This window comes from Ruegeria sp. AO1, from assembly GCF_056535985.1.
In genome coordinates, this window is the sequence record NZ_JBQFJC010000001.1 from 594,004 (window position 1) to 619,244 (window position 25,241).

17 protein-coding genes, 2 tRNA genes and 5 pseudogenes are annotated in these 25,241 nt (G+C 52.3%); 18 read left to right on the top strand and 6 right to left on the bottom strand.

The features are described from left to right. Positions 1 to 47: 47 nt before the first annotated feature. Together ACR3FB_RS02950 and ACR3FB_RS02955 are read right to left on the bottom strand one after the other, a co-directional pair. The gene (locus ACR3FB_RS02950; protein WP_480563949.1) at positions 48 to 1,595 is read right to left on the bottom strand and encodes a trimethylamine methyltransferase family protein; all 1,548 of its coding nucleotides are present in this window, start codon (positions 1,593 to 1,595) and stop codon (positions 48 to 50) included. A gap of 141 nt (positions 1,596 to 1,736) precedes the next feature. Continuing rightward, positions 1,737 to 3,560 (bottom strand): BCCT family transporter, encoded by a 1,824-nt coding sequence (locus ACR3FB_RS02955; protein WP_480563951.1) that lies wholly within the window; start codon positions 3,558 to 3,560, stop codon positions 1,737 to 1,739. Between the two features lie 472 nt (positions 3,561 to 4,032). Here ACR3FB_RS02955 and ACR3FB_RS02960 point away from each other — a divergent pair, with 472 nt between their 5' ends. From ACR3FB_RS02960 to ACR3FB_RS02970, 3 genes are all read left to right on the top strand, one after another. After that, positions 4,033 to 5,505: a flavin-containing monooxygenase gene (locus tag ACR3FB_RS02960; RefSeq protein WP_480563953.1), complete on the top strand. Its 1,473-nt coding sequence runs from the start codon at positions 4,033 to 4,035 to the stop codon at positions 5,503 to 5,505. A gap of 1 nt (position 5,506) precedes the next feature. After that, the gene (locus ACR3FB_RS02965) at positions 5,507 to 6,490 is read left to right on the top strand and encodes an alpha/beta fold hydrolase (protein ID WP_480563955.1); all 984 of its coding nucleotides are present in this window, start codon (positions 5,507 to 5,509) and stop codon (positions 6,488 to 6,490) included. A 73-nt stretch (positions 6,491 to 6,563) separates the two neighbouring features. Next, positions 6,564 to 6,640, top strand: a tRNA-Met gene (locus ACR3FB_RS02970). Positions 6,641 to 7,669: 1,029 nt separating this feature from the next. Here ACR3FB_RS02970 and ACR3FB_RS02975 read toward each other — a convergent pair. Beyond that, positions 7,670 to 7,894, bottom strand: a pseudogene (locus ACR3FB_RS02975) (integrase core domain-containing protein); the annotation flags it as partial. 240 nt (positions 7,895 to 8,134) lie between these two features. Here ACR3FB_RS02975 and ACR3FB_RS02980 point away from each other — a divergent pair. The 8 genes and pseudogenes from ACR3FB_RS02980 to ACR3FB_RS03015 all read left to right on the top strand — a co-directional run bounded on the left by ACR3FB_RS02980 (position 8,135) and on the right by ACR3FB_RS03015 (position 15,661). Continuing rightward, positions 8,135 to 8,209, top strand: a tRNA-Gln gene (locus ACR3FB_RS02980). Between the two features lie 776 nt (positions 8,210 to 8,985). Continuing rightward, the gene (locus ACR3FB_RS02985; RefSeq protein WP_480563957.1) at positions 8,986 to 9,336 is read left to right on the top strand and encodes a hypothetical protein; all 351 of its coding nucleotides are present in this window, start codon (positions 8,986 to 8,988) and stop codon (positions 9,334 to 9,336) included. A gap of 1,490 nt (positions 9,337 to 10,826) precedes the next feature. After that, positions 10,827 to 12,692: a Tad domain-containing protein gene (locus tag ACR3FB_RS02990; protein WP_480563959.1), complete on the top strand. Its 1,866-nt coding sequence runs from the start codon at positions 10,827 to 10,829 to the stop codon at positions 12,690 to 12,692. Then, positions 12,692 to 13,255, top strand: a complete 564-nt coding sequence (locus ACR3FB_RS02995) for a TadE/TadG family type IV pilus assembly protein (RefSeq protein WP_480563960.1) — start codon at positions 12,692 to 12,694, stop codon at positions 13,253 to 13,255. Before ACR3FB_RS02990 ends, ACR3FB_RS02995 begins: the two co-directional genes overlap by 1 nt. Beyond that, positions 13,242 to 13,832 (top strand): TadE/TadG family type IV pilus assembly protein, encoded by a 591-nt coding sequence (locus tag ACR3FB_RS03000; protein WP_480563962.1) that lies wholly within the window; start codon positions 13,242 to 13,244, stop codon positions 13,830 to 13,832. The genes ACR3FB_RS02995 and ACR3FB_RS03000 overlap by 14 nt, the downstream gene beginning before the upstream one ends. A gap of 265 nt (positions 13,833 to 14,097) precedes the next feature. Beyond that, positions 14,098 to 14,232: pseudogene (locus tag ACR3FB_RS03005) on the top strand (TraM recognition domain-containing protein); the annotation flags it as partial. Positions 14,233 to 14,302: 70 nt separating this feature from the next. Beyond that, entirely contained in the window at positions 14,303 to 15,001 is a 699-nt protein-coding gene (locus ACR3FB_RS03010; RefSeq protein WP_480563964.1) for a hypothetical protein, read from the top strand. Between the two features lie 243 nt (positions 15,002 to 15,244). Further along, the gene (locus tag ACR3FB_RS03015) at positions 15,245 to 15,661 is read left to right on the top strand and encodes an eCIS core domain-containing protein (RefSeq protein WP_480563966.1); all 417 of its coding nucleotides are present in this window, start codon (positions 15,245 to 15,247) and stop codon (positions 15,659 to 15,661) included. Positions 15,662 to 15,863: 202 nt separating this feature from the next. Here ACR3FB_RS03015 and ACR3FB_RS03020 read toward each other — a convergent pair. Continuing rightward, positions 15,864 to 16,154 (bottom strand): annotated as a pseudogene (locus ACR3FB_RS03020) (DDE-type integrase/transposase/recombinase); the annotation flags it as partial. A 91-nt stretch (positions 16,155 to 16,245) separates the two neighbouring features. On the opposite strand from ACR3FB_RS03020, the pseudogene ACR3FB_RS03025 reads away from it, so the two are divergent. The 3 genes and pseudogenes from ACR3FB_RS03025 to ACR3FB_RS03035 all read left to right on the top strand — a co-directional run bounded on the left by ACR3FB_RS03025 (position 16,246) and on the right by ACR3FB_RS03035 (position 20,710). After that, positions 16,246 to 16,929: pseudogene (locus ACR3FB_RS03025) on the top strand (IS6 family transposase). Between the two features lie 241 nt (positions 16,930 to 17,170). Continuing rightward, the gene (locus tag ACR3FB_RS03030; protein ID WP_480563968.1) at positions 17,171 to 17,641 is read left to right on the top strand and encodes a hypothetical protein; all 471 of its coding nucleotides are present in this window, start codon (positions 17,171 to 17,173) and stop codon (positions 17,639 to 17,641) included. Between the two features lie 291 nt (positions 17,642 to 17,932). Then, on the top strand, positions 17,933 to 20,710 hold the full coding sequence (locus ACR3FB_RS03035) for an autotransporter family protein (RefSeq protein WP_480563970.1): 2,778 nt from the start codon (positions 17,933 to 17,935) through the stop codon (positions 20,708 to 20,710). 249 nt (positions 20,711 to 20,959) lie between these two features. On the opposite strand, the gene ACR3FB_RS03040 is transcribed toward ACR3FB_RS03035, so the two are convergent. After that, positions 20,960 to 21,274 (bottom strand): hypothetical protein, encoded by a 315-nt coding sequence (locus ACR3FB_RS03040; RefSeq protein ID WP_480566503.1) that lies wholly within the window; start codon positions 21,272 to 21,274, stop codon positions 20,960 to 20,962. On the opposite strand from ACR3FB_RS03040, the gene ACR3FB_RS03045 reads away from it, so the two are divergent. The 4 genes and pseudogenes from ACR3FB_RS03045 to ACR3FB_RS03060 all read left to right on the top strand — a co-directional run. Further along, positions 21,174 to 21,587, top strand: coding sequence for a cupin domain-containing protein (locus tag ACR3FB_RS03045; protein WP_480563972.1), 414 nt, complete (start codon positions 21,174 to 21,176; stop codon positions 21,585 to 21,587). The two genes, ACR3FB_RS03040 and ACR3FB_RS03045, sit on opposite strands and share 101 nt — an antisense overlap. Positions 21,588 to 21,592: 5 nt before the next feature. Further along, positions 21,593 to 22,042, top strand: a complete 450-nt coding sequence (locus ACR3FB_RS03050) for an allene oxide cyclase barrel-like domain-containing protein (RefSeq protein WP_480563974.1) — start codon at positions 21,593 to 21,595, stop codon at positions 22,040 to 22,042. 44 nt (positions 22,043 to 22,086) lie between these two features. Beyond that, complete coding sequence (locus ACR3FB_RS03055; RefSeq protein WP_480563976.1) at positions 22,087 to 23,220, top strand: extracellular solute-binding protein; 1,134 nt, start codon at positions 22,087 to 22,089, stop codon at positions 23,218 to 23,220. Positions 23,221 to 23,464: 244 nt separating this feature from the next. Beyond that, positions 23,465 to 23,610: pseudogene (locus ACR3FB_RS03060) on the top strand (IS6 family transposase); the annotation flags it as partial. A 1,230-nt stretch (positions 23,611 to 24,840) separates the two neighbouring features. Here the strand turns inward: ACR3FB_RS03060 and ACR3FB_RS03065 are convergent. Next, on the bottom strand, positions 24,841 to 25,110 hold the full coding sequence (locus ACR3FB_RS03065) for a hypothetical protein (RefSeq protein WP_480563978.1): 270 nt from the start codon (positions 25,108 to 25,110) through the stop codon (positions 24,841 to 24,843). Positions 25,111 to 25,241: the final 131 nt, after the last annotated feature.

Here is a 25,241-nt window from a genome sequence, read left to right on the forward strand (position 1 = left end):
AAAAAGGCCCGCCCTGAATGGTGGGCGGGCCAGTAGGGGAGTTGGTATCAGTAGGTCTGGTTCAACTCATCCGCTGCCGGAATTTCCCGTTCCCGGCGCGCAATATAGTCCAGAAGCTCTTCGTTCTTGGCCTCGTCCAGCTTTGGTTCCTGATACTCGGCTAGCAGTTTCTTGGCGTGTTTGAGGGCGCGTTCCGTGATCTCAACGCTGCCTTCAGCCTGCCACTGCTCGATCGAGTTGTTGTCGAACAGCTCGGGCATAAAGAACGCCGTCTGGAAGTTGTCCTGCGTATGCGGATGGCCCAGATAGTGGCCACCCGGGCCGACATCCGGAACGGCGGCCAGTGCCTGATCGAAGTCGCCCCATTTGGGACCTTCCGCCATGCGATAGGCCATCGCGCATTGTTCCGAATCCACGATGAACTTGGCGACTGAGCAATGCATACCGGCCTCGTTCCAGCCCGCCGAGTGCCAGATGTAGTTCGCCCCGGCATGCAGAACCGCGCTGAGCGTCGTGGCAGATTCGTAGCCAGCCTGTGCGTCAAACGTCTTGGCGCCGCCCAACGTGTTTGAGGTGCGCCAGGGAACATCATAGAAGCGAGCCATCTGACCGATCATGAAGTTCATCAAGCTGATCTCGGGCGTGCCAGCCATCGGCGCGCCGGATTTCATCGACACGGTCGACAGGTAGTGACCCCAGATCGCGGGCGCCCCTTTGCGGACCACCTGCGTATAGGCCAGCGCAGAAAGTGCCTCGGCCGTCAATTGCGCAACAGTGGCAGGCACAGAGGCAGGCGTGTTTGCACCCCCCAGAACAAAGGGCGAGCAGAGGACCGGTTGATTGCGGCGGCAGAACGCACGCATCGCGCCCAGCATCGTCTCATCCCAGACCAGAGGGCTGTTGCCGTTGCAGTTGCCGGTGGTCACGGGGTGGCTATCGATGAACTCATCCCCAAACAGTATCGCGCACATATCCATCACGTCCTCGGCATTCTTGGGCGAGGTGGTCATGCCCATGAACATCTTGTCCGAGTATTTCATCGAAGAGTAGGTGATGCGCAGGTGGCGCTGGCTGATCGGGTGATCATAAGGCTCGACGATATGGTGGGCCGAGCTGTGCAGCGCGGGCATCATATGGCTGAGCTTGTGGAACATCGCCAGATCTTCCAGCAGCGGGTTGCGGCGCACATCGTCCAGATCGCGCAGGAACGGTGCGCCTGTCATCGGCACAAAGACCGAATGCTTGCCGCCCAGCTTGACGTTATTGGCCGGGTTGCGCGCGTGATAGGTGAACTGTGCCGGAATGGTCGAGATCAGCTCGCGCACCATGTTGCGGTCCAGATAGACCAATTCGCCGTCAACTTTGGCGCCAGCTTTCTTCCAGTCTTCCAGCGCGATCGGGTCGCGAAACTGAACGCCGACATTTTCCAGAATGTCCATGGCGGCATTGTCGATCATCTCGACCTGGCTGCCGTCCATCACCTCGCATTCGGGAATGGTGCGGGTCAGGCCGGGGAGCATTTCAAAGTTCGGAGCTGTGCGTTGCGCGCGTCGCGCAGCGCGGCCTCCGGAACGTGATTGGGTTCGAATATTCAAAGGGCAATCCTCCATCTTGGAACCAAAATGACGGATTCGCGGCGCGCCAACCTCTCTGATAGCGATATGTGCTTGCAGGATGCGACACGCAAAAGCGCCGCCCTTTTGGGCGGCGCTTGGCTTGTTTGTGTTTTGGTGGGTTTATTCTGCGGCCTGTGGTGCCTCGGCGTGTTTGTCACGCTGGCTGTCGCGGAACAGTGCCTTGGCGAGGGCGACCATCATCAGGCCCATCACCATAGTGAAGGGCAGCGCGCCGATGATCATCGCGTTGCGCAGAGCGTCCATCGGGTTGTTCTCACCCGCTGCAAGGATCAGCGCGCCGATCACCGCCAACAGGATCAGACCCCAGATGATGCGGTGCTTGATGCCCGTCTCCTGGCTGCCGCCCGACATGATCGTGTTCATCACCAGGATGCCCGAATCCGCCGAGGTCACCAGGAAGGTCATGATCAGCACAACGCACATCACGTTCAGCATCGACAACAGACCACCGTCGATCATGTAGGACAGCGTCACGAACAGCTTGTTGGTGTTCGAGGCCCCGATGATCGCGCCTCCGGCTTCACCGGCCAGTTCCAGATCGATCGCGGTGCCGCCCAGAACCGTCATCCATGCAAAGCAGACCAGCGCCGGTGCGAAGACACAGCCCAGGATGAACTCACGCACGGTGCGACCCTTCGAGATGCGCGCCAGGAACAGGCCAACAAAGGGCGAGAACGCAATCCACCAGGCCCAGTAGAACGTGGTCCAGCCTGCCTGCCAGCCAAACTGACGACCCTGCTCACCGGCGGCATAGGCCGCGGCCAGAGTGGCCTCGTCGAGTTCCGCTGCCGCGCCTTCCAGGCCGCTCTTGAAGCCGTCATAGCTGCCCCAGGCATTGGTCGCGCCACCCATCAGGGCATCCGCATGGGCCTGAGCCTCGGCCGGTAGAGCCGCTGCAAACGCCTCGGCCGAGAGCGGACCATAGGCGCCAAAGCTCAGCGACAGGAAGTGCAGGATGTAATCCACCAGCGCGGTGCCATAGGTGGTCATCGCAAAGACGAACGAGCCGAAGACGACAAATGTGCCCAGCAGGATGATCGACAGCACCAAGTTCAGGTTCGACAGGTACTTAACACCCCGTCCAACACCCGACACAGCCGAGATGATCGACAGGCCCATGATCACCAGCAGACCTGCAATCAGGCCAACCTTCGACGGGGCCGGAACTTCACCATTGAGGTCCATGATCCACTCCATCCCGGTGATCGCATAGACACCGTCGATGAACTGGCTGACGCCGTAGCCGATGGTGACCGACACACCCAGGATCGTTGCCACAACGCCCAGAACGTCGACCACATGGCCCAGGAAACCGTTCATCAGCTTGCCAAACAGCGGCGTCAGCGCCGAGCGGATGGTCAGCGGCATGTTGCGCGTATAGGCGTAATAGGCCAGCGACAGGCCGGTCACCACGTAGATCGCCCAGGCGTGGAAGCCATAGTGCAGATAGGTGTAGCGATAGGCCGACTGGACCGCCTCGGGCTCATTGCCGGGCACGTCGCCCGCAACAACCACGGGGTTGGAACCCCACAGGCCCAGAGGCTCGGCGGTGGCGAACACCATCAGGCCCACACCCAGACCGGCGCCGAACATCATCGAGAACCACGAGAAATTCGAGAACTCGGGCTTTTCCCCGGGCGTCCCCATCACCCGCTTGCCGGTGGCCGGCAGCAGCGCAACGATGGCCAGAAAGAAGAAAAACAGACCTACGATGATGACGTAGAAGCTATTGAAGACCTCCAGAATCTGAGAGTTCCAGCTGCCCAGAGTGCTGTTCGCGTTCGCCGGAAAAATCAGCGCCCAAAGCACAAGGGCTACCATTACACCCTTACTGATCAGCGCAATCGGAACGCTGTTGTTCTCATAAAAACCGCTATCCGCGGTCTTAATGTCCAAATCCGTAAACGGTTCCTTAATCGACATCAATTTCCTCCGTGTTGTCGATTTGATAGGGTGGAAGGCCTTTCTGTTTGCAGGCTCTTCTCTTATGTTTTTGCGGTGATCGCACCGGTCGGTCAGGCGCGCGGCTTTAAATCCTGACCCACTCAGGTTCTGTCGCGCCTTGAATTTTTCCTTGTGATTTCGATGTTAAACGGACACCGAAAAGGCGTCTTTGGTTATGTGGGTTGGTTGGGAAGGCTAGACACTCTTTGCGTGTGTGGTGCTCCGGATTCCGACCTTTTCGGTCGCAATGACGACGGATTCTGTGAGCCTCATCGCCAAAAAGGGGCGTTTTGACTGATCGAATTCGTCGAAAACGACATAGTGGCACGTCACACTCAGCGTATGCGAGTGCTAGTTTGGCGGCATTACCCAACGGGACGCTGTTCAGGGCGCCGCCTGCGCTTATAGTCTTTGCCAATACACTCTGGTCGTCTTGAAGAGGGGTGAGGGCGTGGATCACCAGGTTGATATGCTGATCGTCGGGGCCGGATTTTCCGGGCTGACCATGGCGCTTGAGGCGCGCAAACGTGGCCTCCGCAACATTGCCATTCTGGAAAAGGCTGGTGATGTCGGCGGGACATGGCGCGAGAATACCTATCCCGGTGTTGCCTGCGATATCCCCTCGCACCTCTATTCGATGGCCACGCACCTAAACCCGAACTGGAGCCGCGCCTATGCGGCAGGGGCCGAGATTCAGGTTTATTTGCAGGATGTTGCGCGCCAGGAAGGCCTCTACAACCTCTGTCATTTTCAGCAGGAGTTGAAGTCGGCCAAATGGGATGGCGCGCGCTGGCAGGTCGAAACGCAGTCTGGGCAGATCTGGTCGGCGCGGTTTCTGGTCTCGGCCATCGGTGCGTTGCATCATCCCAGTATTCCGGACATTGCAGGGGCCGACAGTTTTCCGGGCCCGACGTTTCATTCTGCGCAATGGGATCACAACGTCTCGGTCGCGGGTAGGCGCGTAGCAGTGGTCGGAACGGGTGCCTCGGCGGTGCAATTCGTACCAGAGATCGCCAAAACGGCCCGCCATGTCACGATTTTCCAACGCAGCGCGCCTTATGTTCTGCCGCGTCCTGACGGCCCGATCGCGCCTTGGGTTCGCAGGCTTTACGCGCGGATTCCTTTGTTGCCGCGACTGCGGCGCAAGCTGATCTTCGCGATCTTCGAGTATCGCCATCGGGTGTTCCGCGGTGAAACGCGAATGGTGCAATATGCCATGAAGTTGTGGCGAAAAGAGCTTGAACGCGCGATCTCAGACCCTGCCGAAATCGAGAAGCTGACGCCAGATTACCGGATTGGCTGCAAGCGGATCCTCAGTTCGAACGATTGGTATCCGGCGCTTGCGCGCGACAATGTCGACGTCATATCGCAAGCAGTCCGTTCGATTGAAAGAGACAGGATCATCGCAGCCGATGGTAGCGAAACACAGGCTGATATCCTGATCTGGGGCACCGGGTTTCATGTCACTGATATGGTCGAACGCCTCGCCATTACTGGGACAGGTGGGCAGACATTGCGCAATGCATGGGTGAGGGGGATGCAGGCCAATCTGGGCACTGCCATCGCAGGATTTCCGAATTTCTTCATACTGCTCGGGCCTCATACGGGCCTCGGCCACAACTCGGTCGTGCTGATGATTGAGGCTCAGGTCGGCCATATCGGCCGTGTTCTGGACGGGATGCAAAGCCAAGGGCTGGAGGCGGTTGTTCCCGACCCCGCACGGCAAGCCGCGTTTACCAAGGAAATGCAGGACCGTCACGCCGACAGTGTCTGGCAGGTCGGAGGGTGTTCGTCGTGGTATCAGGATGCCGAAGGGCGCAACACGACTCTGTGGCCCGGAACAGTTGCGGAATTCCAAAAACGCATGGCACAATCCGGGTTAGAGCAATACGCCCCGGTTCCCGCCGCAGGCAGCGAGGTTTGATATGACGACGCTTCTTATTCTATTGGCCATCTTCGCGGTGTTTCTGCTGGCGATGAACCTGTGGACTCGCAGCCTGATGGGTGAGGGGCTGAAAACCGTTCCGCAGATGGGGCAAATCCTTCCGGTGCGCGGCGGGCGTATTCACTACGTTGAAAAAGGCGACCCGAACGCGCAAACCATCGTGATGATCCACGGGCTGGCGGGTCAATTGCAGCACTATACCTACGCACTGGTCGACAAACTGGCCGAGGAGTACCACGTGATCGCGCTTGATCGGCCGGGATGCGGGTATTCCATACGCGACAGCGCAGATCTGGCCCGACTGTCAGAGCAGGCGCGGATGATTGCCGAGTTTCTTGCGGCAAAAGAGGTCTCCGGCGCGATTCTTGTTGGGCATTCACTGGGCGGAGCGGTGTCGCTCGCGATGGCGCTGGACTTTCCCGAAAGGGTAGGCGGGCTGGCGCTGCTTGCCCCTTTGACCCAAAAACTGCCGGGAACGCCAGCGGTTTTCAAACCATTGGAGATTCGCACGCAATGGCTGCGACGCTTGATTGGCAACACGCTGGCCGTTCCCATCGCAGCAAAAGCCGCACCGCATACATTAGGCGCAGTGTTCGAACCGGAAACGCCGCCTTCGGATTTTCTGGATCGCGCGGGAGGCGCCCTTGGCCTGCGCCCCTCGGCCTTTGTCACGGCGTCCGAGGATGTGATCGGCGTTGATCTCAGCATCTCCGAGCAAGTCGCCCGCTATGATGCGCTTCGGACACCGGGTGCCATCCTCTATGGCACCGAGGATGCAATCCTGTCGGCCCCTCACCACGGCCCTCCGATGGAGCGCTTTGGGCTGGGATACGAGGTGATTGACGGGGCAGGGCACATGATCCTGATCACCGAGCCTGACCGCTGCGCCGCTTTCATCGCCGGTGTCGCCTCTGGCATTGCGGCGAGCGCCGCTCTTCCGCATGAGGGGCAGCCGACGAACTGAAAGAATCCGTAAGTTGGGGGTGTTTTCCCTCTTGACCCTCCCTGACCGCTCCCTTAAATCGCCTCTCACTCATGGCGGAGTAGCTCAGTTGGTTAGAGCAGCGGAATCATAATCCGCGTGTCGGGGGTTCAAGTCCCTCCTCCGCTACCAAATACCTCTCTCAATACATTGTTGGTAATCAGGTATTTTTCGAGTTCCCTTGAACCTACTATTTTTTACGCACACCGCGCTCTAGGTTTAGCTTCGGAGCGATTGTTACTTAGTCGATTGTTTTTCTTCATCCAAAGCTGCCCAATTTCGCCGAATGTTTGCATCTTTGCGAGTCGGTTGCCTCGAATGCGCTTCTACTTAAGTGACACAATACTGATCTTAAGTAGTCTCCGCAGATCCTAAGGTAATTGCTGTGACCGAACCCCGTTCGCTTGGCCGACGGGCATATTGGGGGCCTCTCCGGCTATTGTGGGCTTTCCCTATTCGTGACTTGGTGGAGCAAATGGCCGCTGTAAATCCACTGAATTTAGTGGGACAGGACCTTGCTGGACGGGCCGGTATTTCCCCTTACCAGTCAGCCTTTAAAACTCAGATTTCGCGATGCAAAAAGGTGCTACATGGGGTCTGCGTCAAAGTGCGAATGTGTATTGAGTTTCCACTTTTTCGCCCACAAGTCCGCAAATTCCTTCATTAGTTCCGGCCTATCTTCAAGCAAAGCCATGAGTTGACAAGCGGCCCACATAGCCGCGTAGCCGTCGGCGTCTTCGCTTTCTAACTGAAATGCGTTCATTGCAGCGGTGTAAGGGGTTGAGGGCTCGTGCATCTGCCAAACGGTTCCTTCAAGTCAATAAAAAAGAAAACCCTGACAAGAAACCAACGGCAACCCAAACTGAAGTAGCTGAAAAGGTCAAAGCAAGGTCCAACATCCATTTACCCCCCGAATTTCATTGCGTATCTCGGCCATCAGACTTTTCAGGCAAGGATTCATACAGGAGTATTAAAGAACACGGTTGAACACGCAGAAAACAGGCTGTTAACATTCGGTTCACGAATGGAGATCCGCAACCCAGCCGGGTCTGACGTCGCATCACCCTTGAGGCGATCCTGAGCGGCCCATTGTTTAGTGTGCAGCCTAATCTGACTGGTCCAAGTTGATTGATAGTGCATCATCGGCCTGTGATTCATCGCTACGATGGTTTCGGGCGCTAGCGGACGATAGCCCAAATTCACTTTGGGGGCGTTTTGTGTTGTAGTGTCTCCTTCATTGTTCGATCAGGATTTGTGCGTTGCGCAGGTTGTAAAGATTTCGCCGTTGAGTAGCTCGTCCCTGACACGGCCATTGAAGCTTTCGCAGTATCCGTTCCGCCATGGGCTCCCAAATTCAACGTAAGCCGTCCGGGCACCGAGGTCAGCAAAGGTGACAGTGCCAGGCCTGAATTCGAACTCACAGGATCTAAGTTCCGAGGGATCTTAGTGCCCTTGTTTGTCTATCCCGAGACTGGCGCTTGGCGATATCGGTGTCGAAAACAGGTCAAAGGAACCCCGCCGCGGACGCAGCAGCAAGCGCGACCAAAATTTTTTCTAGACGGCCCACTTTTTTATCTGAATCCTCTTGAACCCTGCCAGCAACAATCGTAGACAGCCGCTCACCGATGGGGTGTAGCCAAGTGGTAAGGCAGCGGTTTTTGGTACCGTGTATCGTAGGTTCGAATCCTACCACCCCAGCCACCTTTTCCAGATGTGTCGTCCGGTGTGAATGAAAGCTTGTCCGGCTTGAAACGCGTTTTTTGTCGGGCAAGAACGCAACTTTTACCGAAACTAGCGGTTACGCATATGGATTGCGGCCAAATTGGCTGTTTCCGTAGTTTCTGAGAACTACCACTTTATTTGGAAACTGGAGGTTCTGGACCGGACACCCCCGGCTGGGATGCTAGACTTCCGACCGATAGTCTGACGGAATGCAAAAGCGGCCAAGGCCTTCTACAACTTCGCTAATAAACGTGTGCGACTTTGCCTGCCAGCGAACATCGCTACGGACAAAGCTCCTACCTACCGTCGTGTCGTTTGCGAAATCAATGGTCGATATGATCCGCTTTTCGTCAGTATTTAGCACATCGATCGAAAGCGGTGAAACAATCTGATTAAGAGTGATCACGCGCCGCTAAAACGATTGCTCGGATACCGACACAGCATTTGACCGTTGCGACCAGACAAATCAACTCTGAAAGGCCAGAAAAAAACACGGACCATCAAACGCGGCCACTACCATTGCAAACAGCAGTGTGTCATTGCAGAGTACCAGTTCACAGTGCAGTTGTTCAACGTTGCATGACCCGACCACTCTAGACGGTGTCAATCAGGCCCTAATCGATTTATTAAACAATCCTTTGTTAGCCGTTTGTCTCAGGTTGCCGCTACTATGTCGCGTTTCTTGCCATTTGGTCTTGGCTATCGTTACTTGGGGTGTCATGGAAACTTGGTAAGCTAACCTTCGAAGGCTTATCATGGGTTTAACTAATTGCGTTACTCTTTGGCATTCATTGAAAATGACGGAAGATCAAAGAATTAAACTTAGTCGGTTCAAAGCAGCCTTTGGATCAATAATTGTCATATCTGAAACGGTCACTGCTGTTGAAGAAAGATCAGCGGAACAACAAGGTATTGCAAACCTCGAAATACCGGTGAGCTTAGAAGATGCAAGACCACTAGTAGATTGTACTTTCGGAGCTAACGTTAAAAAGGACTTTCTTCCGGTGAGGTCAGCGACCAGCGCTTTTACTGTTTCATTCTTTTCGGTGGTGTATGACACAATTCTGCCTTGGCACGAACCAAACCAGTTTCGGGTAAAACAATGATCTCGGTACCTAGAATTGTGTTGTGGTCACAGCTTTCATTGCTTGAAGGGTATGACCTACCATTGGATTCAGATAGTGACACGACATTTTTGATTGACGTCGAACCCTTACACCGAATCAAAATTGGTGGACCGCTACGCCTAGACTTATTGGAGATAGGTTATACTTATCTACCTGGTCCAGTGGTTGAGCAAACATTACTGTGCAGACGAAGCTATCCAAGTCCTTCTGCCATCAGAAGCCATGTCCCAGATTTTGTTCCAGAACGGCGAATCTCTTTCCACTACTTATTTGCACTTAACAAACTACTGATGGAAGTAAGGAACGAGTTATTGGGGGATTTGAGGCTAGACCGAGACCTTACCTATTTGTCTGGCCCAATTTGATCGCTAGTTTATCACTGGTCTGCTATCTACCGGGACGATGTTTTTGACGCAAGCGTGCGGTCGCCCAGTGTCTTTGCCCCCTAAAATTGGGCCACTACTTTGGCCGAGGAGGGGGAACAAGAGATGGCTCGGAAGCGATACTCGGACGAAGACACTTTGAAGCTGTTGCGTGGGATCGAGTTAAAGTTGGCGGTTGTTGATGACTTTGTCTAGGCTTGTCGTGATGTGGGGATCAGTGACGCGACCCTCTACACTCGGCGGGATGGGGCGGGCACAGTGGCTGAATGGAATAGCCATGAGAAAGAGGAGGCCCGGCTGAAGAAGGTCATTGCAGAGGTGGAATCGGATCGGAGTGTTTTCAATGAAAACCTCAACCACAAAAAAAACCTTTGGGTCTGACCCTATAGCGGCTTCGTCAAACTATCGTTCATACACTTCAGGAGCAGGCGACATCGGGGCGTGGACGCCGCGGGTGAGTAGACCAGCGCAGAGTTTTTTCCAATACCATCCGTCAATTCGAGATGATTTCCCGCAATCGCTCCTCTGATCTTGTCAACGAAGTAGTACGGCCGGTATGTCTGCCGAAAGACCACCGAACTGATTGGTTTTTTGAGCTAGGTGGTCAATCATAAGGAGGTCTAGCGACTACGGTACGAGGCCGGGTCGCAACTCCCAAAGCGCCAGAAGGAGCGTAGACTACGCCATCGCCGGAACAGCTCGACTAGGTGACTCAGGTTGACACAACCAAACGATGGATGAGCCATTGACTTCTTGCAAGACAAGTTGGGTATCGGTCGAAACGAGAAGGTCTCAATGCTCTGGGTGAGTACACCAGACGCGCATTGTGGCTGATCGTCCGAAGTAAAATCAGAGCACACGATATTGAATCCGCTCCTGTTGAAAAACGGATCTCTGGAGTACATCCGTTTAAACAAATTGGCTGTGCTTCCGGATTGGTGACCTTATTGAGCACTCAATTGAGACATGGTGCCAACCCGCGAGCATCGTAAACCGAACTTACTGTGTTCAAACTAGTACGAGAATCGGCTGCGACCTACCAGTCAGTCTGCGCGCTTGTGGAGTTTGAATTTGAAGTGTCTGAACGTGTTCAAATCTTTCTATTTTAAGGATGGCTATCTGAAAGTACCATTTGAGGCCGGCCTCAATGTTGGACCGAAGAGTCGTTTCGCCAATAGTCTATTCTGGAAATCAGAATGTGGCGCAATGACAATTCTGACGTTGTTTCTTTTGGTGATCGTCCTGATATCCGCTGGATTTGCAGTCGACATGATGAGGTACGAACGTGAAAGGGCAATGTTACAATATTCTCTCGATCGAGCCGTTTTAGCGGCCGCAGATATGGATCAGACTCTTTGCCCAAGGGATGTAGTTAAAGACTATCTAAATAAAGATGGCCTTGATCAGTATTTGGTTGGAGAGCCGACAGTAGAGCCCGATGTTTGCGGAGATGTGGAAGTCGGTACTGAGAACGCGCGCCTTGTATCCGCTACCGCAAGAATGGGAGTCAAAACCCATTTCATGAGGTGGAGCGGAGTGGATACGCTGACCGCAACGGCCAGCAGTTCCGCCGAAGAAGCCAGGGGCAGTGTCGAAATTTCGCTGGTGCTGGATATCTCTGAATCGATGGAGGGCGATAGACTGGATGACCTCAAAGCAGCAGCAGAAAAATTTGTTGATGATATCTATAGCAACGGCGATGTAAATGATGCGTCAATTTCCATTGTGCCTTACAATCAGCAAGTGGCCCTCCCAGATTTCCTTTTCGACGAATTGAATACCGTGGGGCGAAACAGTTTTGGGAACTGCCTGGATTTTCGACCAGAAGATTTTAGGACTTCAGAGCTTAAGGCGATCAAAGCCTACGATCCAGATTCGGGTCTTAGGATAACTACGCCATCGATTCCACAAACTCTACATGCTGACTCGAAGTGGCATGACCAGGATACCCGAAAAGATGGCCGAACCGTGTCGAACAACGAATGTCTGGGCAATAACAAAAAACCGGATAATTCAGCAAGTAGCGATGCCTCTCCTGGTCTCCGAGAAGTCACTGTTTTTCAAAATGACGTCGATGTCTTAAAGTCACATATCCAAGGCTTAGAGGCGAGTGGCTACACGTCAATTGATGTTGGAATGAAATGGGGGGTGGCGCTTTTAGATGACAGTATGAAACCCGTTATAAAAAGGCTTTCGGAAGCTGGGGATGTTCCAGCGGTGTTTTCTGATCGCCCTTCGGAGAATGCGTCGAGCGATACTCTGAAGGTTATCGTTTTAATGACTGACGGACGAAACACGAGGCAGGAGTATGTCAACCCGCCTTTTCATTCCGGATCGTCAGATATCTGGTGGAATGAATCAGAAGATATCTATTCTTTCTACGACGCTGATACTGATAGTTTCTATTGGCCTTACATCCAGCTGATGGAGTGGGATGCCGACAACGGTTGGTATTGGGCTAGAGAACAGAACCAGGACCATGCCTACGGTGCATCCGACACATTTATGCAATACAGATGCGCCAGTTCTAGCAACGGAAATTGCGATACTATTGATTACTCCACTACAAGAGAGAAATCAGAAGGGGAAACCGCCGTCGAGTTATCCTGGCCTGATCTTTGGGAATACTCGACATTCGGTTTCATTTCGTTGCTCATAGGCGATGGTTTTGGTGAAGAAAAGAAAGATGAATTCGACGAAGACTCTATGACAAAACTAAGGTACCCGTACTCAAATACTGGAAAGGACGAAAATACAAAAGCTATATGCAACGAGGCTTATTCGGAAAAGATTATTGTCTTCTCTATCGCCTTTAATGCTCCTGAGATTTCCAAAGCACTTCTGAAGAGCTGCGCGAGCGAAGACGCTACATACTATGAAGCAACTGGCAGTGATATCTCGGATGTTTTTGCATCAATTGCCTCTTCGATTTCTTTGCTTAAGCTCAAATGATGAAACGTTTCATTGCAAAAAATACTCGCTTCTTTTGTCGCTGCGAAAAAGGAAATGCGTCAATAGAGTTCGTTTTTTGGTTCCCCATTTTCTTTTTGTTAACCGCGTCAGGTATTGATTTGGGTCTGACGTCATTGCGCTACGCGGATCTTGAAAGAGCCTTGGATGAAGCGATTAGAGAAGTTCGTGTGAACAATTTGCCGGTAGGAGAGAGTGTTTGGACACACGATGTTCTTAAAAGCATGATGTGTGAACGGGTATTGTTTATCCAGGATTGTTCGACCGACTTGGCTCTTGAAATGAAGTCAATTGATCCGTTTGCAGCATTTTCTGATGAGAATTTGGACCCTACACCTTTTTGCGCAGATACGCCGGAGACCATTCATTTGCCGGAAGACAGGGTTTTCGCACCAGGAACATCAAATGAATTTATGATTGTTCGAGCATGTATCGAGGTGTCTCCATTGTGGTCAGGGTCATGGGTCGGGAAAGCCGCATCGACTAGAAATAGTGGCCAAGTGGAACTTTATGCTACAACGGTGTTTGTCCATGAACCCCTTTAATCTCAAAATCGGGAGAATTGCGCAGCTTCGCCTATCGCGTTTCAGAAAATCTCAACATGGGACGATCGCGATCGAAGCTGTTATGATGTTTCCCTTACTTCTATGGTCTATCGTGGCATCATACACTTTTTTCGATGGTTATCGAGAGAGCTCGAGATTGTTGAAAGCAACCTACACTGTTTCAGATCTTATTTCGCGGGAAGAATCGACGATTAACTCCAACTATATAAATTCAGTTCACGCTGTTTCACAGAGTATGCTTTCATCTGCATCTGATCTGAGTATTAGAGTTTCCTTTTTGCGTTTTGATGAAGCGGACGACCAACATCGCGTTGCTTGGTCATGCACGCGCGGAATAGCGTTTGATGAAAAAAGAACGGATAGTAACATCGGCTCAATCAAAGAGCGGCTCCCAGAGATGGCGGACAATGCTAAGTTGGTCTTAGTCGAAGCGCAAAACAGTTACAAAGCTCCGTTCAGGCTTCCACTAGCGGGGTTAAATAGATCAACTATGAATGCGATGGTTTTTACTCATCCTCGTATCCTCGATGACATTAAGGCCGAAGGTGAATGTTGAAGGTAGTTTCGGTGGCTTCGACAGCCAGAGTGCCCGATTCCCCATGCTGAGTTTTGAACGCCCAGTAAGCGCCTATTGCATCTGTTGACAACCGTCTCAGGTGTAACTGTACAAGCCCGTAGATTGGGTTCTGTCGCATACTTGTTCTCCACCCGTCGGGTCGAGGGTTCATTTGATAGCGCGTGCTAAGAAACTTAAGGGAGCACTTCAGATGGTGTCTCAGCTGACAGTACGGCCAGACGACCCATCATTCCGGCGCCTGTAGATCTTTAATGGGGCCAAGGGTTTCGGAAGTTTCGACCAACTCAAGACGGTCAGGGTCAAGAGTCGGAAAACCGGGTTTCACATGACGCTTTTTTATCAAGACTGGAGCCAGATCGTTGAAATTTGGGGCAAGGGTGCACAAGCCTTGGAAGACTTCAAGGGCACAAGGACTCTCTGCTACCGAGTATTCCCCTACACGCGGCTGGATGAACAAGACCAAGCTGCGCGACAGCTCCAGCCTGACTATGGCCAAAGCCGAGTATGGTCGTACGGCAACCGGTCGGGTGATTCAGCAATGGACGACGCAAGACCAGAGCAATCTGAACTACACCCATGATTACGCAGGGCGCTTGACAGAAGTCAGCAACCGCGACGGCATCACCAGCTTCGATCAGAGTTTCACCTATGATGCGGCTGGCAACATGACCTCCAACAGCCATGTGGGGGACTACACCTACGCTGCTGGAACGCACCGTCCCATCTCGGTCAATGAAGAAGTCTTTGCATATGATGCCAACGGCAACATGACCCAGGGCCTCTTTGGTAAGGTCATGACCTATGACGGGGAGAACCGCCCCCGCAGCGTGACCTATAGCGAGGTCAAAACCGAATATGTCTACGGCGCCGATGGCACCCGGCTCAAGAAGATAGACAATGTCGGCCTGCCCACCGAGACCGTCACCGTCGCATTCGGCGATGTCGAAATCCGAAACTACGGACAAGGCGCCACAGAAGAGATCATCACCTGTCCCCACCCCGATGTCCGCCTCGTCAATGGAGCGCCCAGCTACCTGCACCGAGACCAGCTGAACTCGGTCCGCGTCATCACCGGCGACGACGGCGCTATCACCTCTCCTCCGTTTCCTACGGCTCGCCCGATGGGATGCTCACGATCTTTGGAATAGCTATGCCCTCGGTGTAAAACGCCCGACCGCGCCCGCAACCGTTTTTTGCAACCGCTGGCAAACAACTTGGCAATGCCGACAGGTGGGACGGATGTTGCCACAAAACCCTCAACGCCACCATCTTGAGACATGCCGACATTGAGAAGCGGGCCAAAACAAGCCAAGACCTAGCGGAGAAGTGACCCGCATGGGAAATGTCGACCCGATGAATCGACCAAGCGTCTCAGATTGAGGAGACACAATATGAAAATTGATGAAAAGGGCCTGGGTAAACTTGAAAAAGAAGCGGACAAAATCGCTGCGGCTATTTTCCAGCAGGCCAAAATCATAAACCAGGCGGAAAAGTCGTCTCCTGTCGCGAAAAAAGCACTGGCACCGGTGAAGAAGGCGATTGCAGTGGCAATGAAGCAGGGTAAAGTCGCGCAAAAGGCTATTTCGACAGCCAAGAAGAAAAAATGCGTCGACGAAAAGGCGAACAAAGACCTTCTGCTTCAGGTGTCGAAAGCTGCCAAGACTGCATCGGCGGCCAAGAAATTGATCGGTCATGAAGCAACGCATGTGGTGCAGCAGGCCGTGCCGAAAGCGAAGCCGAAGCAGATGGAAAAGACCTTGGATGAAAAGATAAAATTTTGGCAGTACCTTGAAAAGAATGCCAAGTAAGCTCAGGGTATAAGTGGCAGCCTAGAGCGGAGAAGCGCTTCGCGAGGCCCTGACGTGGGCTCTCAAGGCATGAAATGCCGTGCGCGTGATAGTTCTGTAATGAACCTTTAACTATGGACTCGCTCGACTGCAGACGGTGGATGGTCGCCGGCTCTGTTGCAAATTTTCGATTTGCCGGCAGCTATCGAACCTTTAGGCACACTTATGCACCCAGTTGACTTTCGATCAGTGCGACAGCCTCTGTCATGATGCAAGGTCCGACGCCGAAAGCCCGCTCGATCATGCGCTTTTCTCCAACCGGATCTCTGGAAAGGTTGAAGGCGCGGCCTTGCCCTTTTCGCAGTGCTCTCATGACCTCGAAACCTTTGATCGTCGCATAGGCTGTTTTCATCGTCTTAAATCCGCGCACCGGCTTAATCAGCTGTTTCAGCTTACCATGGCCGGCGTCGAAGATGTTATCGAGATATTTCACCTGTCGGTGCTCTACATCTCTGGTTGTGTCGCAAGCTTTGAGCCTGGAATGACGAGCATGCGTGATCTGAGGTTTGTATTGGTCGAATAGTTTTCGAACAGGTTGTTTGAACATGATCTCGTTAAAGGGCTGTCATTTCCCCAAGGGTGCGGTTTTGTACGCAGTTTACTTCTATCTGCGGTACACGGTGTCCTATCGTGACTTGGATGAGATCATGGCTGAGCGCGGTGTCAGAGTTGACCATGCCACATTGAATAGGTGGGTAGTGAAATACTCGCCGATCGTTGCAGCTCGTGCGCAATCAAAAAAGCGTCCAACGCTGAGTTCATAGCGCATGGACGAGACCTATATTCGTGTTCGCGGCAAGTGGATGTATCTTTAACGAGCAGTCGACAAAGCGGGAAACACTCTTGATTTCATGCTGTCTGAGCGCAGTAACCGTCCAGCAGCCGCCAGGCTCTTGAGCAAAGCGCTGGCTTCCAACGGAGTCCCAAACAAAATCGTCATCGACAAAAGTGGCGCCAACGCAGCGGGTATTCGAGAGGTGAGCAGGATCCTGAAGCGGTTCGGCTGTCTAGCCAAAGTCCAAACGGTCAGGTCCAAATTTTTAAACAACATGATTGAACCGGATCATCGGTTCATAAAGCGGCGTGTTCGGCACATGTGTGGGTTTAAGTCGTTCGAATCCGCCTCAGCCACATTGGATGGCATTGAGGTGGCCAACATGATCCGAAAACAGCAATTCCCCAGCACTACGACCTCCGGTTTTCAGGTGTTTGCCGAGATCGCAGGATAGGTGTGTCCAGCAGTCGACTGCCTATGGTCGTTCTAAAAGTTTGCGACAAATCCCGTCGGCCTGCTCGTTTCTCGGAAGAACACTACTTGCACGTATTTCAGGCGCACGAACAAATGATTGACCCCGGGTTTGCGTGAAGCAGCCATTCGTTGTGTTAAGGTCAAAGGCAGCTAAGGTCCGCTCAGCCGTCCAGCATTGTTTTTTGGTGTTGGCTTTATCCGCCCACTGCTATACTGCGATAATGCTGAGATCAGCCGCCTTCAAAACCATCATGCTCGCGCTTGTCATCGTGCTTGTTCTCATTGGAGTTTGGATCACGTCTCAAAGACAAAGCGTTCGCTGGAACTGGGCAGAGCTTCAAAGCTTTCGTGAGAAAGAAATATCCATGCCATTGACGGCCGCTTTCCGGGATGATGTCGGGTTTGTGTGCATAAACACGCCCTACTCTGACCCAACACAGCTACCGAAAGATAGTTCTGCGTCGCTGGTTGATCAGCTCGACATCTCTTGGGTGCCGGAGAACGCCATTCGGTTCTCACTATTCAACCCCGAAAAGAAGCTTCTTCGTGAATACGACCAGCCTTTTGTTACCGACCAACTTGTTTTTTCCAACACTGGACTACGCAGCTTTTGTGGGCCAACTGGTACGCTCAGGCTAAGAGTTCATGGCACGCCTGAGAGGCTACTAATCGAATTGTTGTACCCTGACTAACGGGCATCCGCGTCCGTGGTTGGAAAAGCAGACCTTGGCGCAAGACCAGCGAGCGGCAGAAAAGTCCCGCGTATTTCCTGTTCGGACGTGGCACGGTGAATGTTCAGTTTCGCACCAACCAGTATTCGTTACCGCCCTATAATTGCACTTAGCCGGACTCGACCCCTCTATAGATCAGACGGACCTGATTGAGACATGTGACCATCCACGCGAGACGAACAAGGGTCGTTTTGGTGTCTTGCTCTCAGTAACTTAGCCCAAACCATCAAGAGATGAGTTTGGAGGCTTAGATTGGTAAGCTGCGAAACAGCGCCCACGCGCGAGAATACGGTGAATGGTGGCCGTTTGGTGAAGTGGAAGGGATCGGTGGTCAGCATTGCGCCGTCGGTCCTTCTATTTGCGGTGTTCGCTACAACGATTTCTATCGGAGCGGCCAGAGCTCAAACGATTGTTGATACACCTCAGACCACACCGTTAGAGATCACGACGGATGAGGATGCGACAATCACAGACACCGGCGCGGTAGATGTATCGAACACTGACCCAGCGGTTGAGATAAGCTCCGACTATTCCAGCATCTTCACCAACAATGGCGCTATTTCGACATCTAACGGCAGAGGTTTGATACTGAATGGAGCTCTGCTGCAGACAGGTCAGATCTTGAACAATGGAAGCATCACTGCGGCTAGTGAGAATACATCTGGAACTGTGGCAGGCATTCGGATAACTGGCACAGTCTCTGGCGTTGTAAGAAATACCGGCACAATCAGCGCAAGCGCCACCAACGCGTTCGGCGGTGCTGCCCGAGCTATCGGCATGAATTTTAGCGATGCCGTGACGTCTACTGCGGTGATCGACAACACCGGGCAAATCACGGCAACAGCGAATTCCGAAGAAAACATTGGAACTGACGCGTTTGGGTATAATTTTGGCAGAAGTGTAGATACCAGTGTCAGTAACAAGGGGAGTATTCTTGCTGAAGCAATTGGGGGTGGTAGAGCGCTCGCGTCCGGTTACTTTTTTCAGGGAAATTTTAGAGATAGGCCTCAACTAATCGGTGATATCCTTAACTTTGGCTCGATCGAGGTTACCGCGGTTTCCACAAATGGTCGCGCACGTGCTTATGGTAGTTTCGGAGAAATGACAGGCACCCTTGCCAATAGCGGTACTATCACAGTTAGGGCTACTGGTCTTACTGAGGCTAGAGCTCAAGGTCATTACTCTATTAATTCCCAAAACATTGATGTTATCAACCTTGGAACGATTGATGTTGCTGCGACGTCGACAGAACCTTGCGGTTTTTTTTGGTGCACGTATGCGGATGGCTTATATGTCGATGGATCCAATACAGGGAGTATTGCCCACGGCGGCAGGGTGAAGGCTCGTGCGACTGGTTTTCGTTCGACGAGAGCTTCTGCCTACACTGTCGATGGAAATTTCGACGGCAGTTTTCTAAGCTACGGCTCAATGGACGTCGCTGCAACTTCCACAACTCTCCGAGCAGTCGATTTAGCGTTGGCTTCTGGCCTTTATGTGGAAGACGCCATAACCGGCAGCATTACCAACTTTGGCCCGGTTACCGTTCAAGCTACGTCCAATTCTAAAGCGATAGCAGGCGGTTACCTTGTCTACGATGTTATTGGCGGTGATTTTCGCAACTTCGGCAATATTAATGTTACTGCGACAACCAGCGGTTCCACGGCGACTGCCGATGCCTATGGTCTTTTTGTTAATAGAGGCATGGATGGAACGTTTTCGAACACGGGGGTGATCACCGCGTCTGCAACCGCTACCGGAGGGGGGATTGCAAATGCCTATGGTGTCTACTTTGGCAGTTTTGATGGCGTGATCACCGATGTCGGCACGATCTCGGCCTTCTCCAATACCGGCACAGCCTATGCCATCTACCTGGGCGGAGGATCCGGGACACTCAATATCGACTCCAAAGACAAGGTGACCGGTCTGATCCGTGTTGAGGATCACGATGTCAACCTGGACGCGCAGGGCGAGAGCGCGATCTTCTATTTTGAAGACGCAAATCCAGATAACGGCACGTTCACGAAATTGGTATCTGACCCACACTCGGCTTGGTTTGTCGAAGATGAGGGCGGAGCATTTCCAATCTATGCGACTGTGTTTGCTGGTGATGTCGTGCCCCCTGATGATGTTGTAGCCTTTTACGGTAGCACCATCGGCAACAGTCGTCTTGTACTGGACTGTAATGATCCTCTGGACGTGCCGCAGGAGATTGGAGGGTCTGCTGCGCCGACCCTTGGGCTAAGACCTTTTGCCGTGATCGACGCCGAATACAACCAGTTTGAGACGGCCCCTGGCAATGACACCAATCTCACAGTGTTTGATGGCAGAGCCGGGTTTTCGACACGGTGCGATAGCGGCCTTGCCTATGCTGTCGGAATGGGTGTGTTCTATGCGAATGGGGACAGTAACTCAACTGACTTCGATACCAATGGGTTCTATCTTGATGCTGCGGTCGAACGCCGGTTCGGCTCATTCACAGTCGATGCTGGTTTCGGGTTTGGTTGGCTTTCCACGGATAGCACCCGCCAGATTTCTGGGAGTTCAGACGCAAAGGCCAACTACGACAGCACTGTCGTCACAGCGCATATCGGGGTCGAGAAAGAGTTCAATCTCAGCAACAGCTTTGACCTGCTAGCATTTGGCGAAACACGCTATACTCGTCAGAAAAATGATGGTTATACGGAAACCGGTTCGGACGCGAATGCAACTGTCTCAGACACAACGACAGAAGTCATCGAAGCGCGTTTGGGACTGGAGGCAAACAAGGTTCTCAACAACGGTGGTGTGTTGAAAGGCCAACTCAGCGGAGTGCTGCGCAGGGGGCTCGGGGACACCGAGGCCGATGTCACGCTGTTCTCAGATACGCAATCCCTGACCGTCGCCTCGATGGACTTCACAGGCGCCAGCATAGGGCTTGGCTATGAGCAGAACTTGTCGCAAGGCGTCCGGCTTGAGCTAGCAGCAGAGCAAGAGATCGGCAGCAACGCTCAGGGCCCCTTCGTTCGTGCAGCACTTAGGTGGGTTTTCTGAATCTCTACCGCGTCAGATCATCAATGATGTGGCGCAGTTCTTCTTCGGGATTTGTTGCAAACTTTGAGACTGGATTGACGAGCATGCGTACAACGATATCTCTAACTAGCAGTCACATAGCTTTTGAAAATCAACGGAGAATTCCTGCCATTTCGGGGACCGCTGTTGAAGATGCTGCTGGGGCGAGTGAACACGCTTTACGATGGTTCTATGTTTAAGCTCGCCTCAATTCGTATGGTACGCCACCGGTCAAACGAATTGGCGGATTTTGTAGCAAAGGGTACGACCTGCTTTTGTGCCTTTTTCAACAATGCGTGCCAAATTCTGACTTGGAAGACGCACAAAGTACGAAATCAGAAATTGAAACAGTGTTTGTGTAAGATGAGACAGCTTGGCGATGCGAGCCATGACTATATGCGTCAAAACTGCCTCGCGTCCTGTTTTTCTGATTGGAATAAAGTTGATGTCCCGCCTATTGGTTTTGGCTTTGCTTTGTCTGCCTGCGGTGGCGGCTTTTGCCCACGACCATAGGGAACTAAGCGCCTTAACCCTGTTGTCCAGCAATGAAACCATCCTCGGTCAAAGGGTGATCTATCCTACCGGTGACGCACACATCACTGGTACTTTAGTGACGATCCCTGCTGGTGCTGAAACAGGATGGCATCACCATGATGTCCCGCTTGTAGGCTACGTTCTAGAAGGAACTCTTACAGTCGACTATGGCGAACATGGGGAAAAAGCCTACTCTACTGGAGAGGCGGTACTCGAAACTATAGATGTCCCGCACTATGGCCGAAACGATGGCCCGGGTCCTGTGCGAGTCCTTGTCTTCTTCTTGGGCACGGAGGGATCGAAAAACACTGTGGCCGCGGAATAACCCGAATGAGTAGTCGCGCAATGCAATTAGCCGCTTTGACATGTTTTCTGGCTTTTGGCCCACTGACTGCAAACGCAGAAACTTTGATCGTGTTCAGTGGTTCAGCCGAGGATACATATATCTCTTCGTACCATGCCGAGAGTTTGGGTAACAGGATTCTTTGGCAATCGGACCTTACCGACAAAGATGGCAATCGAATTGGAAGCAACGCCGGGTCCTATGAACAAATTTCGCGTGACGGGCATTACATCTGTGACTTTGTTAAAGATCACGATGGCCATGGCATGATGACGTTCTCGGGGGTGCAGGCTCAAGAACCTGGAACATCCCGCATCACCATAACGGGTGGAACAGGCGACTACGAGGGTGCAACAGGGATGCTCTCGTCTCGCCCTATTGAGAACCGATCTCGTTTTAGGTTTGATATACAATACAACCTTCCACCAAATCACTAGAAATAAGGTGCCTCTGACCGATGCGCCCGATTGGAAACGGTGACTTGAGCAAAGCACACAGTGTGTCAATCCGAGTCCGGGTAAAACGAGTAGTTGTAGCCTCGGTGGTGTCAGTTTTGGGTGCGATAGCAAATCAAACCCACGCTCAAGACAATGTCGTCACGATTACAGCTTGGGCAGACTACATACCGGATGATGTGATTGAAGGCTTCGAAGATAGGACAGGGATCAAGGTGGTTTATAACTATTTTGACACTCTGGCATCTCTTGAAACGAAGATGCTAATCGGTGACAGCGGTTACGACGTAATTTTTCCCTCAGCACTTGTTGCAAACCGATTGATACAAGCAGGTGCGTTACAAAAGCTGAATAAGAATAGGCTGCCCAATATCGGAAATCTCGATGCAGAAATCATGAGTTTCCTTGCTCAACATGATGACGGAAACCAGTATGGGGTTCCGTATCTTTGGGGAACGACTGGTGTCATCTACAATCCTGCGCTGATCTTTGACCGCATGAAGGACGCACCGATTAGTAGCCTTGATATCTTATTCGATCCCGACTTGGTGTCGAAGTTTGCGGATTGCGGTATCGCTTTTATCGACTCGCCTGAGGAAGTCGTTGCAATAGCACTAAACTACCTTGGTCTTGATCCTTTCACCAAGGACAGTCGGGACTTCGAAAAAGTCGAGGCGCTGCTAAAACCAATCCAGCCGTATATCCGCCATTTCAACACTGGTTCGATCATCAATGAATTGGCACGGGGGGATTTGTGCCTCGTGCTTGGTTGGAGTGGTGATGCGGGTTTGGCCTACGCAAATGCACTGGAAGCTGATAACGGTTTGGAGATATCCTTTGTAATACCCGATGAGGGTACGGAGGTGTTCTTTGACTTTCTTTCGATACCTGTTGATGCGCCTAACCCGAGCGGCGCTCATGCGTTTGTCGACTATTTGATGGAACCAGAAGTGATCGCCAGTGTCACCAATCTCTACTACTATCCGAATGGTAATAAAGCATCTCTCGAATATGTTTTGGACGAAATAAAAAGCGATCCGAGTGTCTATCCAACTCAGGAAATGATGGCACGGCTATTTCCAAATCTCCCACGCGATCAAAAGACCCTGCGGGTACTAACAAGAGCTTGGACACGCTTTAAGACTGGAAGATTACCATGATCTTTCCCGCACCGTAGCGATCTCGAACATCTTACGCGACAGCGAAAATTTTCGTGTACAAGTTGTCACTCGATAACGGCTTTGTTTATCCAAGTTTGAGTTTCCAGATCATGACCTGCCCCCCGAAACTTCCCTCGTTCTAGTGTAGAGTTTGCTCGAGTCTGTTGCAAACTTTTGACTGTTGACGCCCATAAGTGCTTTGAGTGAATGGATATCGAAGTATTGAATTCGAAATTCTGTTTTTATGATATCTTTCAAATGCGCGCAGTATCCGAAAGATGTGATCCTCTTCGCTGTGTTCTTTTATGTCGATACGGTGTGTCATATCGCGATCTAGAAGAGATCATGCATGAGCGAGGCGTTGCAGTGGATCAAACGACGCTGACCCGAAGCAACTGCGCCACCTTACGGTAGCCATGCCGGCCATAGCTCTGATGAACTAACGAGATCGCTAGAAGATCAGGGCATGGATCACGTTCGCAGTACCCCGAACCACCGTCTGACACAGAGCAAGATCGAACGATGACACCAGACCTTGAAGAACCTATCCTACAGGCAACCTACTGTCTGCCCTGTGCGCTCGAACAGGCTATCGGCGGCACCGACGCGGCGCAAGAGCGCCTTCCATTTCTTCGGAGTGATCCTGTCTTTGGGTAAGGCGGTCGCCTTGAACACACCCGCAAACTTAGAACCCCGATCGCCTGATAAGCGATCGGGGTTCGAGGGGGTAGTCTACGAGGGGTTTTAGATCCGTGAGTGAGTGAAAACTCACGGTAGTTGATCACACTAAACCACGGAGGTCTGGATTCGACGACATCTACACGTCTCAGATCTTTTACATCCCGTATCAAAACTGAGCTGCTGCCCGCGAAGGGATGCCTACAAAAAAACCCGACCACGGAAGAGGTGGTCGGGAAGTACTCCAGGATGAATCGCTGTAGTATTGACCCGTGGTTAAACGGAAAAACAACGCATACAGAAAGCCGGAAATCATAAAGCCTGTCACTGCCTGTTCATCCCAACACGCCGGTCAAGTATCTCAAGCCCTTCCTGGTCTCTGGTGGTTGCCGTGTCGCGACTACGTCACCAGATGCACGAATGGATGGGCACCGAGCCTGATGACTCATGATCCAATTGAGGCGGAAGAGGTCGAGGTTTACCAGGAGTCAGTCGCTGAGACATCAATTGCCGCAAAATGAGATAGTAGCCCACGGAGCCGCCATATCATGGGGCGGCTTCCCACCTGTAGAGTAGCGACATTGCATAGAGCGCTGGGTCTTACCAGTTCTCACATAGGATGGATCCCAATGACATTGCATGTCGGTGCTCTTGGGAGAGAACACAAGGCGAAACGCACGATGTCCGATGAGCGTATTTACCAAATCACCTTCGAAACAAGCGTGTCGGGAACAGTCACACACATCGTTAAATCCACGCCTGGTATCTGTGAAATGGACAGGATCTACCGGGCATACCCCGGACAGAACATAAAGGTCCTGGGAAAAATCGATCTAACCCAACATCTCCAAAGAGTTGTTTCTACTCTGGCGGAGCAGGTAGCTAAGAAATCAGCTTAGATCTCGCTTTTTCCATGGTCATCGAAACACTCAAAAGCGAGGCTCAAACGATGGCACTCAAACTCTGAAACAGAACGTGAAAGCCGGTGAAAAAGATGGCACGAACTTTTGAAGCCGCTGCGAGGTTCTCTTTGCAACCACGGATGACGATAGCGGAGAAATCAAGTCGATCAATGTTTGAAACGAAGTGTTCCCCAGCGTTGGAATGGTGGCATTCCCGAAACGGAAAGACGACGACGAACAGAACTGAGGGAAGGGTAGGGCAGCGCAAGTCGCCTTTTTCTTTGCTCTGGCTCCGGGCCGGTCCCGTCATCCCGATCCGCCGTCATCCTGCGTCGGGCTGGTCAAGGGGTAAACGCCGCGTGGCCCGAGTGGTCTCGGGGTCAAAAACCGATTCCTCCCACGCTCAAGCGTGCGGTTCTCTCTCATTTTTAACCTAGTACC

Bases quoted from the DNA above. Each gene is read 5' to 3' on its own strand.
- ACR3FB_RS03045 (WP_480563972.1), top strand. From the start codon at position 21,174: ATGTCCCGCCTATTGGTTTTGGCTTTGCTTTGTCTGCCTGCGGTGGCG.
- ACR3FB_RS03065 (WP_480563978.1), bottom strand. From the start codon at position 25,110: ATGACGGGACCGGCCCGGAGCCAGAGCAAAGAAAAAGGCGACTTGCGC.
- ACR3FB_RS03015 (WP_480563966.1), top strand. From the start codon at position 15,245: ATGAAAATTGATGAAAAGGGCCTGGGTAAACTTGAAAAAGAAGCGGAC.
- ACR3FB_RS02995 (WP_480563960.1), top strand. From the start codon at position 12,692: ATGAAACGTTTCATTGCAAAAAATACTCGCTTCTTTTGTCGCTGCGAA.
- ACR3FB_RS02985 (WP_480563957.1), top strand. From the start codon at position 8,986: ATGGGTTTAACTAATTGCGTTACTCTTTGGCATTCATTGAAAATGACG.
- ACR3FB_RS03000 (WP_480563962.1), top strand. From the start codon at position 13,242: ATGAACCCCTTTAATCTCAAAATCGGGAGAATTGCGCAGCTTCGCCTA.
- ACR3FB_RS03050 (WP_480563974.1), top strand. From the start codon at position 21,593: ATGAGTAGTCGCGCAATGCAATTAGCCGCTTTGACATGTTTTCTGGCT.
- ACR3FB_RS03030 (WP_480563968.1), top strand. From the start codon at position 17,171: ATGCTGAGATCAGCCGCCTTCAAAACCATCATGCTCGCGCTTGTCATC.
- ACR3FB_RS02965 (WP_480563955.1), top strand. From the start codon at position 5,507: ATGACGACGCTTCTTATTCTATTGGCCATCTTCGCGGTGTTTCTGCTG.
- ACR3FB_RS03010 (WP_480563964.1), top strand. From the start codon at position 14,303: ATGAACAAGACCAAGCTGCGCGACAGCTCCAGCCTGACTATGGCCAAA.
- ACR3FB_RS02955 (WP_480563951.1), bottom strand. From the start codon at position 3,560: ATGTCGATTAAGGAACCGTTTACGGATTTGGACATTAAGACCGCGGAT.